The 15,073-nt window shown below is 49.6% G+C and carries 13 protein-coding genes; 4 read left to right on the forward strand and 9 right to left on the reverse strand.

The window, feature by feature from the left end; all coding sequences use genetic code 11:
• Position 1: 1 nt before the first annotated feature.
• From GUA87_RS08470 to ruvX, 9 genes are all read right to left on the reverse strand, one after another.
• Entirely contained in the window at positions 2-721 is a 720-nt protein-coding gene (locus tag GUA87_RS08470) for an NUDIX hydrolase (protein WP_193716127.1), read from the reverse strand.
• Between the two features lie 83 nt (positions 722-804).
• Positions 805-1,212 carry a DUF983 domain-containing protein gene (locus GUA87_RS08475; protein ID WP_193716128.1) on the reverse strand — a complete coding sequence of 136 codons (408 nt, stop codon included), beginning with the start codon at positions 1,210-1,212 and terminating at the stop codon, positions 805-807.
• 109 nt (positions 1,213-1,321) lie between these two features.
• Entirely contained in the window at positions 1,322-3,625 is a 2,304-nt protein-coding gene (gene rnr, locus GUA87_RS08480) for a ribonuclease R (protein WP_321575893.1), read from the reverse strand.
• A gap of 36 nt (positions 3,626-3,661) precedes the next feature.
• Positions 3,662-6,301, reverse strand: coding sequence for a type I DNA topoisomerase (gene topA, locus GUA87_RS08485; protein WP_193716129.1), 2,640 nt, complete (start codon positions 6,299-6,301; stop codon positions 3,662-3,664).
• Positions 6,302-6,367: 66 nt separating this feature from the next.
• Positions 6,368-7,489 (reverse strand): DNA-processing protein DprA, encoded by a 1,122-nt coding sequence (gene dprA, locus GUA87_RS08490; RefSeq protein WP_193716130.1) that lies wholly within the window; start codon positions 7,487-7,489, stop codon positions 6,368-6,370.
• 75 nt (positions 7,490-7,564) lie between these two features.
• A complete protein-coding gene (gene plsY, locus GUA87_RS08495; protein WP_193716131.1) occupies positions 7,565-8,212 on the reverse strand; it encodes a glycerol-3-phosphate 1-O-acyltransferase PlsY in 648 nt (215 codons plus the stop codon).
• A 9-nt stretch (positions 8,213-8,221) separates the two neighbouring features.
• The gene (gene pyrC, locus GUA87_RS08500) at positions 8,222-9,517 is read right to left on the reverse strand and encodes a dihydroorotase (protein ID WP_193716132.1); all 1,296 of its coding nucleotides are present in this window, start codon (positions 9,515-9,517) and stop codon (positions 8,222-8,224) included.
• Positions 9,514-10,461: an aspartate carbamoyltransferase catalytic subunit gene (locus tag GUA87_RS08505; RefSeq protein WP_193716133.1), complete on the reverse strand. Its 948-nt coding sequence runs from the start codon at positions 10,459-10,461 to the stop codon at positions 9,514-9,516. Before GUA87_RS08505 ends, pyrC begins: the two co-directional genes overlap by 4 nt.
• Positions 10,462-10,528: 67 nt before the next feature.
• The gene (ruvX, locus tag GUA87_RS08510) at positions 10,529-10,984 is read right to left on the reverse strand and encodes a Holliday junction resolvase RuvX (protein ID WP_193716134.1); all 456 of its coding nucleotides are present in this window, start codon (positions 10,982-10,984) and stop codon (positions 10,529-10,531) included.
• 109 nt (positions 10,985-11,093) lie between these two features.
• On the opposite strand from ruvX, the gene gatC reads away from it, so the two are divergent.
• From gatC to GUA87_RS08530, 4 genes are all read left to right on the forward strand, one after another.
• Positions 11,094-11,381 (forward strand): Asp-tRNA(Asn)/Glu-tRNA(Gln) amidotransferase subunit GatC, encoded by a 288-nt coding sequence (gene gatC / locus GUA87_RS08515; protein WP_193716135.1) that lies wholly within the window; start codon positions 11,094-11,096, stop codon positions 11,379-11,381.
• On the forward strand, positions 11,381-12,859 hold the full coding sequence (gatA, locus tag GUA87_RS08520) for an Asp-tRNA(Asn)/Glu-tRNA(Gln) amidotransferase subunit GatA (protein ID WP_193716136.1): 1,479 nt from the start codon (positions 11,381-11,383) through the stop codon (positions 12,857-12,859). Before gatC ends, gatA begins: the two co-directional genes overlap by 1 nt.
• A 5-nt stretch (positions 12,860-12,864) precedes the next feature.
• Positions 12,865-14,319, forward strand: a complete 1,455-nt coding sequence (gene gatB, locus GUA87_RS08525) for an Asp-tRNA(Asn)/Glu-tRNA(Gln) amidotransferase subunit GatB (protein WP_193716137.1) — start codon at positions 12,865-12,867, stop codon at positions 14,317-14,319.
• Positions 14,320-14,708: 389 nt separating this feature from the next.
• Complete coding sequence (locus GUA87_RS08530) at positions 14,709-15,071, forward strand: hypothetical protein (RefSeq protein WP_193716138.1); 363 nt, start codon at positions 14,709-14,711, stop codon at positions 15,069-15,071.
• The last annotated feature ends 2 nt before the right edge of the window (positions 15,072-15,073 follow it).

A 15,073-nucleotide genomic window follows, 5' to 3' on the forward strand; every position in this document is an offset into this window, starting at 1 on the left:
ACTACTCGGTTGTAAAAACACGTTTGCCGTTCACCATTTTGAAAAGGTGAACCGGGTGGTGTGCAACCTGCCTGGGGCGATCATCCAGATAATTTTGAACCTGATTTAGGACATATTCAGTGATCAAAGGAATATTGAGGTCTTTTGCCTCTCCAATGGTGACCCATTTCATTTCCACCAACTCGTCAGATCCCGTAAGATCTCCTTCAAGGCTTTCGCCGTCCATTACAAAGAAGCGGGTGTTGAACCGTTTTTTGCGCATAGGTGGTGTTACTGCACGGACAATATAGTCAAGCTGACTGAGATCCGGACCACAGGTTACGGTGCCAAAATCATTCCAGATCTTTAGCTTTGAGCGTCTGGGCGCATCGTATGAGGCCGCAATTCGCAGTCCTGTTTCCTCGAAAGTTTCACGTATGGCTGCGACAGCAAGGGCCCGTGCACGTGCGGGTGAGCAACCACCCCGTATCAGGCGCTCAAGTACATCAGGACGAAGATCCTTTGCTGGCGGAATGCGGGCATCAGCAGGATCCACACGCCCGCCAGGAAAAACATATGTATTCGGCATAAAACTGTGTTTACCGCTCCGCTCTCCCATCAGGATTTCGGTACGGGGCCCTGCCTGCCGGTATATGACGATTGTGGATGCATCTTTGGGGCGTGGTGCCGTGGCGCCCTTTTGTCTATCTTCTGCGACAACTCTATTATTGTTATTTTGCATGTGTCGGGTTCCTCGCTTTTTCCCCTAACATGCCCATTTTTTTACAATAAGTCCAGTTCAACGCGTAACCAACCTGTTTGAAGTTAATCAATCTGTTGCGCTGTATATCCGTCTTTCTCATCACTAAAGCCGTGCATTTTACGCGCCCATTGCACAGCGATCAGTGATCCCTTGATGTGAGGGAGGAGAAGGATAGAGGCCAGGAAAGAGGCGGGAAGCCAGATGACAAGTTGGACCCAGGTTGGGGGACTGAACATCTGTTCTACGGTGAGGATACCCGACACGGCAAAGTGGAGGACAATCATCATTGTAAAATACGGAGGAGCATCATCTGCACGCTGGTGGTGCAGTTCAAGGCCGCAATGACCACAGTTGTCATTTACCTTGATATAGCCATTAAACATTTTACCCTGACCGCAGTCAGGGCATTTGCGGATAAAGCCTCTCCATAGCGCAGAGGAGAGCGGACGAGGGTTGTTTTCTGTTATCATTTTTGGGCACAATATCTTTTAATCTTGGCTAATTTAAACAAATGATACCGTATTAGTCTGATTTCAAGCTATGTGACATTCTGACGCAATTGCGCGAGATCAATGATTTCTAGCTTTTACGCTTTGCAGCCGCCCGTTTTTTACCCTTGGGTGTTGTTTTCTTTCCCTTTTTCATTTTTCCTCGAGGGTTGCCTTTGGGTTTGGTAACGCGCCCTCTTCGTGGCCCTTTGCGTTTCGCATCGAACGAGTTATTCCCGTCTCCATCCTCTACGGAAACAATGATACCGCCTGTGACAATATCTACTTCACGAAGTCGTGCCATCAAACGGTCAGCCAGACGATAGGCAACACCCGTCCGTTCCCCGATCAACATGTGGCGATCCTGATCATAGACAAAATAATCATGGCCTAGTGTAGAAATAGGGGCAAGGCCGTCTGCGCCTGTCGCTTCTAATGTTACAAACAAGCCAGCACGGGTGACCCCCGTAACTTTGGCTTCAAAGATTTTATCCACCTGGTTGGCAAGGAATACAGCAGTGAAACGGTCCAATGTCTGGCGTTCCGCAACCATGGCTCGGCGCTCCAGTGTGGAGATTTCTTCACCGATTTGATCAAACTTCTCTGCGTCGCTGTCTGGCAGACCATCCTTCCCAAAGCCATGCGCCGAAATCAGACTGCGATGAACCAGCAAATCCGCATAGCGCCGAATAGGGGAGGTAAAGTGCGCGTAATTTTTAAGATTCAGGCCAAAATGGTGGCGATTGTCAGGGCTATAGACTGCCTGTGATTGCGATCGCAAGACCAACGCACTTACCAGTTCCTTATCCGCATCAGTTTTTGTCTGACCCAAAATCTGATTAAAGGTCTTGGTGCGCATGACCTGACCTTTGGCAAAACTGATATCCATATCAGCCAGCACTTCACGAAGGCCTTCCAGTTTTTCCATATCCGGTTCTTCATGAACTCGGAACATGCAAGGGCGGCGTTTTTTGGTGAGAGTTTCTGCAGCAGACACATTTGCCTGAATCATGAACTCTTCGATCATCATATGGGCCGCAAAACGAACTTTCTTGGAGACGGATTTAATAAACCCATCTTCGTTCAGTTCAATTTTGCGCTCAGGCAGATCCAGATCCAGCGGTTGACGTTTCTCTCTCGCCATTTTCAATGACTTATAAGCCCTGAAAAGGGGGCGAATAACGCTGTCCATCAAGGGTTCGGTCACATGATCCGGGTGACCTTCATGGGCTGCCTGTGCCTGCTCGTAGGTGAGAGACGCACATGAATTAATAAGGGCACGCATGAACTTGTGACGCAGTTTATTTCCGCTGGCGTCAAAGACCATACGCACCGCCATTACGGGGCGGTCTACATTTTCATGGAGAGAGCATAGGTCGCTCGATAGCTCATGCGGTAGCATAGGAACCACACGATCCGGGAAATAGACAGAGTTACCACGTTTTCGCGCTGATTTGTCCAGTTCTGAGCCCGGTGTTACGTAATGGGCGACATCGGCAATGGCCACAATGACCTGCCAGCCGCCAGGATTTTCAGGATCGTCGTCAGGAGCGGCCCATACTGCGTCGTCCCGATCACGCGCATCTTTGGGGTCAATCGTCGCAATGGGGAGATGGCGAAGGTCTGTTCTGTCTTCTAACTCAACCGGGCGGGCAGATTCCGCCTCTTTAATCACCTTATCACTAAACTCATAGGGGATGCCGTGGGTATGAATGGCGATCATGCTGATGGATTTTGAATCGCCCAACGGACCCAGGCGCTCGGTAACACGACCCTCTGGCAATCCAAATTGGCGGCCCGGCAAAATGTCGCAAATGACCACTTCACCGCTTTGAGCACCCATTGAATTTTCATCCAGAATAACAATTTCTTTTTTGTTTTTCCTGTCGGTTGGCTGCACGCGGCCATTGTTCCCTGTCCGGGTGAAGACGCCCAATACAGGGCCATCAGCTGATTTCAGATGCCGTATAATTTTGGCTTCGTAGGTACTTTTATTCAGGCGGTTAAGGCGCACCAATACGCGATCACCGATCCCTGGTGCAGGTGCCCGGCCGGTACTTTGCCTGCTGACATAAATGGTTGGAAGCGGATCTTCGTCTCGCCAATTGAGGGGTTTGGCAAGAACTTCACCGTCTTTATCGAGTTTGATGACCTCAACGACTGCAACAGATGGGAGGCTGCCAGCAGGTGCAAGGGATCGGTGGTGTCCTTTTTCAAGGACACCTTCGCCAACCAGTTCTTTCAATATCTGTTTTAGATAAATCCGGTCGCCACCTTTGATACCAAAGGCTTTAGCAATTTCACGCTTGCCCACATTGCCTTCGCTTTTTTCGATAAATTCGCGAATCTGCTCTTTTGTCGGCATGGGCGACGGTATTTTCGGTTTGTTGGTCACATTACCTTATTTCTGCGGGCAAGCCGCCTAAATCAACTATTCCTTTGAAGCAGCTTTTTTCTTCGGCGCGGCTTTCTTGGCTGTTGTCTTCTTTGCAGCCGTCTTCTTGGCAGGTGCCTTCTTAGCTGGCGTTTTCTTCGCAGCAGCTTTTTTGGGCTTCTTACCTGATTTTGCGGCGCGCTCCGCCAGCAACGTTACCGCTTCTTCCAACGTAATTGTCATTGGATCGGATGACTTTGGAATGGTTGCGTTAATGCCACCGTGGGTGACATACGGGCCATAGCGACCATCTTTCACATTGATATCCGCGCCATCATCAGGATGCGCGCCAACAACACGAAGAGGAGGGGCCGCACGACCGGCACCGCCGCGTGTCTTCGCCGTTGCCAACAGCTCTACAGCGCGGTTCATGCCCACTGTTAGTACTTCCATGCCGCTGGCGAGACGACCATATTTTTTGTCGCATTCCACATATGGACCATAACGACCCAGATTAGCGGTAATCATGGAACCTGTTTCTGGGTGTGGGCCAATTTCGCGCGGCAAACTGATCAGTTGCAGTGCCATTTCAAAATCAACATCCTCAAGCGGAATATCTTTTGGAATGGAGACACGCTTAGGCTTTTTCTTTGGTTCAGCTTCACCAAGTTGGAGGTAAGGACCATATGGACCATTTCGCAGGGTGATCATCAGACCACTATCCGGCTCCAGACCCAACTCTTTTGGTCCTTCATCCGCTGTTGCGGCTTCAGCTTCCTCTTCAGAGGCGCCAAGCTGACGGGTGTAGCGGCATTCAGGATAGTTGGAACAGCCGATAAAGGCACCAAACCGGCCTGTTTTAAGGCTAAGACGGCCGTCATCGCATTTAGGGCAGTCACGCGGGTCGCTGCCATCTTCTTTTTCAGGGAAGATGTGAGGGCCCAGAATTTTATTCAGTTCTTCCAGAACATCACTTACGCGAAGCTCTGATGTGCCTTCAACGGAAACCGTAAAGTCATTCCAGAAGTCACGTAAAACCTGCTTCCAGTCGATTTTTGCGTCTGAAATATCGTCAAGCCGTTCTTCCAACTGCGCAGTGAAATCATATTCCACGTAGCGTGTGAAGAAAGCTGACAGGAAGGCCGTTACAAGTTGGCCCTTATCTTCCGGGATAAAGCGTTTCTGATCCAGCTTCACATAATCCCGATCCTGCAGAACAGAGATGATGGAGGCATAAGTTGACGGGCGACCAATGCCCAGTTCTTCCAGTTTCTTTACAAGGCTTGCTTCACTGTAACGAGGCGCAGGTTCAGTGAAGTGCTGATCTTCTCGCACCTCATTTGTTGTCATTACTTCGCCTTCATCAACAGCGGGAAGGCGTTTGCCATCCTTGTCGTTATCCTCGTCATCCTGTCCTTCTTCATAAAGTTTCAGGAACCCCGAGAAACGAATAACGCTACCTGTTGCACGCAGGGTTTGGCCATTTCCATCAGAGAAATCAACCGTGGTGCGCTCCAACTGCGCGCTTTCCATCTGGCTTGCGATGGTACGCTTCCAGATCAGTTCATAAAGGCGGAGATGTTCTTTATCCAGATACTGTGCCATCTGTGCTGGTGTGCGGCTCAAATCTGTTGGGCGGATCGCTTCGTGTGCTTCCTGCGCATTTTTGGATTTTGTCTTGTAGACACGCGGGGAAGAGGGAACGAATTTATCACCATATTCACTTGCGATCACGCTGCGGCAGGCGTCGATGGCTTCATTTGCCAGTGTCACACCATCTGTACGCATGTAGGTGATCAAACCTGTTGTCTCACCGCCAATATCGAAACCTTCATACAGCTTCTGCGCCACCATCATGGTGCGCTTGGCACCAAAACCCAACTTGCGGGAAGCTTCCTGCTGCAAAGTTGACGTTGTGAAAGGCGGTGATGGATTACGTTTGGCTGGCTTTTTGGTAACGGAAGCGACTTTGAAGTTTCCAGCCCGCACAGCTTCTCCAGCCGCGTTTGCCAGATCTGCGTTTGGTAGCGAAAACTTATCCAGCTTGTCATTTTTCAGATGAGTGAGGCGCGCGGTGATCTTATCACCGGATGCGGTGTTAAAGTCCGCATCAATTGTCCAGTATTCTTCTGGGACAAAGGCTTCGATTTCCAGTTCACGCTCACAAATAAGGCGTAGAGCAACGGACTGCACGCGACCTGCAGATTTGGCACCCGGTAGTTTTCTCCACAGAACGGGAGAAAGCGTAAAGCCTACGAGGTAATCGAGCGCCCGGCGCGCTTGCTGCGCGTTCACCAGATTCATGTCCAACTCACGCGGGTTGGCGATACCGTCCAGAACAGCTTTTTTGGTAATTTCGTTGAAAACGACACGGCTTACTTTGGCGGTTTTCAGCTTCTTCTTTTCTTCCATCACTTTTAGAACATGCCAAGCGATGGCTTCCCCTTCACGATCCGGGTCAGTTGCGAGATATAAGTTGTCGGCGTCTTTTAGGGCGTCAGCGATGGCTTTGATGTGTTTTGCAGATTTCGCATCATTCTGGTAATCCATTGCAAAATCTTCATCAGGTTTTACCGACCCGTCTTTGGATGGCAAATCCCGGATATGTCCATAAGATGCAAGAACAGTGTAGTCCTTACCCAAATACTTATTGATGGTTTTTGCTTTCGCCGGTGATTCAACAACCACAACATTCATAGGGACACCACAGGTTATGTGTTCACATTCAACCCGATCTTCGGGCTTTTTGCATATATAGAGACGCTAACTTACCAAGGAAACCCTGTTTCCAAAGTGGCGTTCTACTCTGCCTGCGAGTTCAAGCTCAAGCAAAATCGTCATTACTAACGCTGGTGCGATGCCAGTGAGGCGTATTATTTCATCAATTTCCACGGCAACAGGCGAAAGTAGAGACATAATATGGGGGCGGGCGCTTTCAAGTTCCTGCTCCGGAATATCGGGCTGTATTCCAAAGTTAAGTTCAGGCTGTTCAGGTTCCCTAAATGGCTGCGAAAACAGTTGGTTGAGGGATTCCAGAAGTTCAGCAGGTGTTTCAACCAACATGGCCCCTTGGCGGATCAGGTTATTGGTTCCCCGCGCCCTTGGGTCAAGGGGGGATCCGGGTATGGCAAAAACCTCACGCCCATGCTCTGCTGCCATACGGGCAGTTATCAAGGATCCGGACTTTGGCGTTGCTTCCATTACAAGGATTCCCAGTGATATGCCGGAAATGATCCTATTTCGCCTTGGGAAGTGACGTGCCTGTGGTTGGGTGCCTAGCGGTTGCTCCGCGATAATGCAGCCTCGTGCGGCGATCTCATGATGAAGATCTTTGTTCTCTTGCGGGTAAATGACATCCACGCCGCCGCCCACCACACCAACGGTGCCCGTTTCCAAACTGGCGATATGAGCAGCGGCATCAATGCCGCGGGCAAGCCCTGAGGTTATTGAGATGCCCTTCTTACCAATTTCTTCTGCAAATTGCCGCGTTAGACGTATAGCTGCTGCCGATGCATTTCTGGACCCTACAATACCAAGGGATCTGCGTTGGAGAAGGGACGGATGCCCGAGAATACTTATGACTGGTGGTGGGTCATGAATTTCCCGAAGAAGTGGAGGGTATTCGGGGTCGCAACTGGCAACAAGGCGACCTCCAATCTCCTCTAATCGTTCCAGTTCATGTAATGCAGAAGATCTGGAGAAAATCTGTATGGGTCGTTTGGCGCCGCCCCGTTTGGCGAGTTCGGGAACTTTCTGAAGAGCCTTCTGTGCGGACCCGAATTTTTGAAGTAAATGATAAAAGGTGACAGGTCCGACATTTTCAGACCTGATCAGCTGCAACCAACTTAAGCGCTCTTCATTTGATATATTCTGTTGTCCCCTCATGCAAAAAAGAGTGATACAACATAATTAGCGCGTCAATTGAAAAGCACATATGGTTATGCGCGTTATAAGTTAATATTACTTTTTGCCGATTCGGGGCTCTGTCCCTGATAGTAATCTACGGATGTTTTCATGATGGCGAATGAAAATCAAAACCGCCATAAATCCGGCAAGTTCAATCCGCTGCAAATCCCCATAGAAGACATCCCCGAACAAATCGGTTGTGGACAGCCAATAGACATAAACAGGTGAGAGCGCCGCGGCCATCAACGCTGATAGGGACGAGATTCTGAAGACCAATGCCGTCAGTAACCACGTCAGGGCAACAGCGACACCCGCAGGCCATGAGATAGCGAGCATCACGCCAATAAAGGTCGCAACACCTTTGCCGCCTTTAAATTTTAGCCAGATGGGGAATAGGTGACCCAGAAAAGCCCCTCCGCCGGCAAGCACCGCGTAATCCTGTGTCAGGAAGTGGTTGGCGAGGAGAACCACCACCGCGCCTTTACCGCCGTCCAGAATAAGGGTGGCAAGCGCCAACATCTTGTTACCAGTACGCAGGACATTAGTTGTGCCGATATTACCGGAGCCTATTTTCCGGATATCACCAAGACCGGCCATCTTTGTGAGAACCAATCCAAAAGGGATGGAGCCCAGAAGATAACCGATAACGGCAGCCGCCAAAAATGGCCAAGTGTAGGAAAAATCCCCGATCGGATCCGGCATGTAATGTCCTTATCGTTTAAACACGGTTTTGCCGCGCACTATTGTTCTTAAGACCTTACCTTGCAACAAATGACCGTCAAATGCAGTATTTTTTGATTTTGACTTCAGTTCGCTGCCGACAACTTTCCACGGCTTGCCAAGATCAAAAAGACAAAGGTCTGCAGACCGGCCTTTCTTTATTTTACCGGCCTTGATACCAAGCAGTTTTGCCGGCGCCACAGTCATAGTTCTGAGTAGTGGCAGCAGACCCATGTCACCATTGTGATAGAGGCGTAGGGATACGGGCAGCATGGTTTCAAGGCCAATAACGCCGGGCTTCGCTTGGGCAAATGGGAGACGCTTGCTATCTGCACTCTGCGGAAGATGTTGAGACGCGATGACATCAATTGTGCCGTCTTTCAACGCCTCGATAACTGCAAGGCGATCTTCTTCAACCCGTAGAGGAGGGGAGACACGGGCAAAAGTCCGGTATTCCCCAACTTCCATATCGTTGAGCGCATGATAATGCGGCGCTGTTCCGGCTGTCACCTTGATCTGCTGCTCTTTCGCACGGCGAATAGTGTTCAGGGCGTCTGCAGTACTTAAATGCGCTGCATGCCAGCGGGCACCTGTCATGGCGGCTAGGCGGATATCCCGCTCCACCATGATGGCTTCCGCGCAGGATGGAATAGATTTAAGGCCCATGATCGTAGCGATTTTTCCGCCAGTCATGACACCACCACTCGCAAGCGCAGGATCTTCAGCATGAACAATTACGGGACGGTCGAACATTGTGGAGTAAGCGAGAGCCCGTCGCATCAAGTTCACATCGCCAATGGCTTTCTGGCCGTCACTGAAGGCCACAACCCCGGCCTCAGCAAGGAGGCCAAGTTCGGCCATTTCCTTGCCTTCAAGGCCACGTGTCAGAGCGCCAGTGATGACAACATTCACATCACAGGTTTTCCGCGCACGACGGGCCACAAGTTCCACAATGGCGGGATCATCAATAACTGGCTCTGTCGCAGGGAAGGCGTTAATGGTGGTCACACCACCCGCCGCCGCCGCTTCACCGGCTGTCTGCAAGGTTTCGCGGTGCTCTTTCCCCGGTTCACATAAGTAAGCATGAGCATCCACAAGTCCTGGCGCAAGGCAGTTGCCTTCACAGTCAATGACTTTGGCACCCTCTGGGATATTGTCGGATTTAATATCCGCACCCCAATCCAGAATTTTCCCATTCTGAATCAGGACACCGCCTTGCGTGTCTGTATTTGACGCAGGATCCAGGAGGCGTGCGTTGATGAGAGCGGTGATTTTTTGTTTGCTCATGTCCGGTCCCTCCGCGTCAAAAGATCAAGACAGGCCATTCGGACCGCAACACCCATCTCAACCTGTTCTGAAATCAGGCTGATGTGAAGATCATCTGCCAGTTCGGAATCAAGTTCTACGCCTCTGTTCATCGGACCCGGATGCATTATGAGCGCATCAGGTTTGGCAACTGACAGCTTTTCCTTATCAAGACCAAAGAATTTAAAATATTCGCGAATGGAGGGGACAAATGCTCCTTGCATCCGTTCGGTTTGGAGACGCAGCATCATCACAATATCAGCGTCTTTAAGGCCTTCCTCCATAGAATGAAATACTTCAACTCCAAGCGCCTTAGCATTGGATGGAATCAGAGTTGTTGGGCCGACAATTCGGACACGAGCTCCCATAATATTGAGAAGCGCAATGTTGGACCGAGCAACACGGCTGTGTTGGATATCACCGCATATCGCAACAGTAAGGCCCGCAAGGCGGCCCTTGCGATTCCTAATGGTGAGTGCGTCAAGCAGTGCCTGTGTGGGATGTTCATGAGACCCATCACCGCCATTTATCACGGCGCAGTCCATTTTCTGGCTCAGCAAATGAGGTGCCCCGGATTCGGAATGACGAACCACCAAGACATCCGGATGCATGGCATTTAATGTCATGGCCGTATCAATGAGCGTTTCGCCCTTCTTCACAGAACTTGTGCCAACGGACATATTAATCACGTCCAGCCCAAGCCTCTTGCCAGCAAGCTCGAACGAAGTTCGTGTGCGGGTTGAGTTTTCAAAGAAGAGATTGATTTGGGTCCGTCCGCGCAACAGAGAGTGCTTCTTGTCGCCCGCACGGGATTTGTCCACATAGCTTTCTGCAAGGTCTAAAATAGTTGTGATGTCACCCGCGGTCAGGCGGGCAATATCCAGCAGATGCCGGTGATCAAATGATGTTTGGTCAAGCTGTGTCATTAAAGGGGCATTATATACGTGGAAGGGGACAATTGGGCAAGAAAGAGTTGGACCCAATTTTCACTTTCTATATCGAATCAAGCGCCCCTTGTAGAATATAGGCGGCAGCCATCTTATCGACGACTTCAGCACGCTTTTTCCGGCTAGTATCTGCCTCAAGCAGGGTGCGGGTTACCGCGGCCGTTGAAAGCCGTTCATCCCAAAAACAGGAAGGAAGGTCAAAAACATCTTCCAGATTCTTCTGAAATTGCCTGCAGGACTGGGCGCGAGGGCCTTCTGATCCGTCCATATTGATCGGTAGGCCAATCACAAAGCCACCGACCCTATATTCTTCAATTAATTCACGAATTCGGGCTGCGTCATCCTTGAATTTCTTACGTTTAATGGTCTCAATCGGGGTTGCGACCTTCAAGGAAGTATCTGATAGGGAAATGCCAATTGTTTTCGTCCCGGGATCGAATCCCATCAGGCGTTGGTCAAGGGCGATAAAATGTTTCAAATGGCTGGGGTTGCCGAGAAGCATGGGTTGCGCTAACTTGCGGCCATTGTCGGTTTGGCCTTCTGTAAGAATTTGCAGATTTTTTCCGGACCGACCATCCAGATAAGCTTCTTAATATAGCAAAGGGTGACAAATGTCGCTTGATAAAGCCACTGTGGCAAAAGTAGCCAATTTGGCGCGCATCCGGGTTGAAGAAAAAGACCTGGACGGCCTCGCCAACGAATTGAATTCAATCCTCGACTGGGTAGAGCAACTCGGTGAGGTGGATACGGAAAATACACCACCGATGACATCGGTTGCTGACATGCAATTACGCTGGCGCAAAGATGAAATCACTGATGGTGGTTACCAAGAGGAAGTGGTTGCCAATGCACCTTCCCCAGAAGATGGCTTCTTTGGCGTGCCGAAGGTGATCGAATAATGAGTGATTTAACTAAACTGACAATCGCTGAAGCCCGCGACGGACTGAAAGCGAAAAAATTCTCCGCGCGTGAATTGACCGCTGCACATATCACAGCGATGGAAAGTGCAGGTGCGCTTAACGCCTATATTGCGGAAACACCAGAAATTGCTGTTCAGGCAGCAACGAAATCTGATGAGCGTCTTGCCAATGGAGAAGGCGGCATCATGGAAGGTATTCCGGTTGCCATTAAGGATCTGTTCTGCACCAAAGGAACTTTGACAACCGCTGCCTCACATATTCTGGATGGCTTTAAACCTCAGTATGAAAGCACAGTGACCACAAATCTGTGGAACGAAGGTGCTGTGATGCTGGGTAAGGTGAACTTGGACGAATTTGCCATGGGGTCTTCCAATGAGACCAGTTATTACGGCAACGTTGTAAACCCTTGGCGCCGTGAAGGTGATGATGCAGCATTGGTGCCAGGTGGTTCATCTGGTGGTTCTGCAAGTGCGGTTGCCTCACGCACCGCGATGGGGGCGACAGGAACAGATACGGGTGGTTCCATCCGTCAGCCTGCGGCCTTTACCGGTATCGTCGGTATCAAACCAACTTATGGTCGTTGTTCCCGCTGGGGCGTTGTGGCCTTTGCGTCCAGCCTTGATCAGGCAGGACCAATGACACGGACAGTTCGTGATTCCGCGATTATGCTGGAGGCAATGGCCGGCTTTGATCCGAAAGACAGTACAAGTGTTAATATGGAAGTGCCAAACTTCGAAGCAGCGCTTACTGGTGATATCAAAGGCCTGAAAATTGGTATTCCGAAAGAATATCGTCTGGACGGCATGTCTGACGAAATTGCCAAGCTCTGGGATCAGGGCATTGAGTGGCTGAAAGCTGCTGGTGCCGAAATCGTTGAGATCAGCCTGCCGCACACGAAATATGCACTTCCTGCCTATTACATCGTGGCCCCAGCTGAAGCATCCAGTAACCTCGCGCGTTATGATGGTGTTCGCTATGGTCTGCGTGTTGAAGGTGAAAATCTTGCTGATATGTACAGCCGCACACGTGGTGAAGGCTTTGGTGAAGAGGTACAGCGCCGTATCCTGATCGGGACATATGCGCTGTCTGCTGGTTACTATGACGCTTATTACCTCAAAGCACAGAAGGTACGGACACGTATCGCTGACGACTTTAAGGAAGCCTATAAAACAGTGGATGCGATCTTGACGCCAACAGCGCCAAGTGCAGCCTTTGCAGCTGGTGAGAAAAGCAACGATCCTTTGGAAATGTATCTGAACGACGTGTTTACGGTTCCTGCAAGTCTAGCAGGCCTTCCAGGCATTTCCATTCCTGCAGGCCTTTCAAGCGAAGGTTTGCCGTTGGGTCTACAATTGCTGGGCCGTCCATTTGATGAAGAAACTGTTCTGCGCACCGCAGGGGTTCTGGAAGAAGCCGCTGGATTTACAGCTGAACCAACTGCTTGGTGGAAGGGATAAGAACAATGGGTATGATTATTCAAGGCGCCACAGGTGATTGGGAAGTGATCATCGGTATGGAAGTCCACGCTCAGGTGACTTCGAAGGCCAAGCTGTTCTCTGGCTCTGCTACTGAATACGGTGCGGAACAGAACTCACAGGTTTCTTTCGTGGATGCGGCCATGCCAGGCATGTTGCCAGTTATCAATGAAATGGCTGTAGAACAGGCAGTCCGCACAGGTTTGGGTCTGAAAGCTCAGATCAATAAATATTCTGTCTTTGATCGTAAGAACTATTTCTACGCAGACTTGCCGCAGGGTTATCAGATCAGTCAGTTCCTGCAGCCAATCGTTGGTGAAGGTGTATTGACGATTGATCTGAAAGACGGTGAGACAAAAGAGATCGGCATTACGCGTCTGCATCTAGAGCAGGATGCGGGTAAAAGTATCCATGATCAGCACCCGACCATGACACTGGTGGATCTGAATCGCTCTGGTGTTGCGTTGATGGAAATCGTTTCAGAGCCTGACATCCGTAGCCCTGAAGAAGCAGCTGCCTATATCAAAAAGCTGCGCAGTATTCTCCGATACTTGGGTACATGCGATGGTAACATGGAAGAAGGCTCCATGCGTGCCGACGTGAATGTTTCAGTGCGCCGTCCGGGCGATCCGCTGGGCACACGTTGCGAGATGAAGAACATCAACTCTGTTCGTTTCATTCAGCAAGCGATTATCTATGAAGCAAATCGTCAGGTGGACATTATTGAAGCCGGTGGAGAAGTGGATCAGGAAACACGTCTTTATGATAGCGTGAAAGGGGAGACCCGTTCCATGCGCTCCAAAGAGGAAGCGCATGATTATCGTTACTTCCCGGATCCAGATCTTCTGCCTTTGGAATTTGATGATGCCTTTGTTGAAAAAATCAAAGCCGATCTGCCTGAACTTCCAGATGAGAAAAAAGATCGCTTTATCAACGAGTTGGGCATCACCCCTTATGATGCAAGCGTTCTGGTAACTGAAAAAGAGGTTGCTGATTTCTTCGAATCTGTTGCCGAAGGCCGCGATGCGAAGATGTCTGCCAACTGGGTGATTGGTGAGCTTTTTGGCCACCTCAACCGTTCTGGTAAACAGCTTTCAGAAAGCCCTGTTTCGGCAAAAGCGCTGGGCGAACTGATCGATCTGATCAAGGATGGCACAATTTCTAACCGTATCGCCAAAGAAGTCTTTGAAGATATGTTTGAAACCGGCAAAGCGGCCGGTGCGATCGTTGAAGAAAAAGGCCTGAAACAGGTATCTGACACGGGGGCTATTGACGCGGCAATTGATGAAGTGATCGCGGCTAATATGGACAAAGTAGAAGAATATCGCGGCGGTAAAGACAAGTTGCTTGGCTTCTTCGTGGGGCAGGTGATGAAGGCAACCGGCGGTAAAGCTAACCCAGGTGTTGTGAACAAATTGCTGAAGCCAAAACTAGACGGCTAAGTCAGTCTGAAGACAATAAAAAAGGGCGGGTATTTCCCGCCCTTTTTTGTGCGATGCACAAATAAATTTCTAAATTAGAATTGGTAGGAACCTACAGCCCACAAAACCATAAATGCTGGAAATGAAAAAATAGCTACAGCATCAGTATATTTGGAAATCTTTGATTTAGAAGATTTATTAGCCATATCGGACTCTCTCTACCAAGTTTCGCGATCACATCGCGGTGATTCAACATTTGCGCTATCTTCTAAATTTTCTTCGCAGTTGCAACATTGATTTGGATCAATTGCGACATTATGTAGCAACTGCACAATTTTGCTAAAAGTTGCGTTAATTATTTATCAAGGCCTCACCTGTAGTTTTAGCTGTGAAATTGTAGGTGTACGCTGATGAATACTGGAAAAGCCGGAACTGAAAATCCTGATATCGCTAGTGCGATATGGATGGCTGTTTTTATGCTGTTTGCTGGATTTATCTTTCTGGCATTTCTTTCATTAAAGCCCTCATCAAACGGGGAAGATGTTGCCGCAATTTTCCCACTTTCCATGAGTTTGAAAGACATCACCTCAATTTCAGCCGATTTACCTTTTACGCCACTGCGTGCGGGATGGTCGGATAACATCGTCATATTCAGGCCTCAACCCGGTGCCGCCTTGGAAGATTTAAGATCAGCAGGGGCGTTATTGGTTGTGAGCGCAATTGTGAACGGTGGATGTGTTTTTTTGACAAGTGACATTAAAAATAAGGCTTGAGC

Origin of the sequence: Sneathiella sp. P13V-1, assembly GCF_015143595.1 — a bacterium.
In the GTDB taxonomy this organism is placed as follows: domain Bacteria; phylum Pseudomonadota; class Alphaproteobacteria; order Sneathiellales; family Sneathiellaceae; genus Sneathiella.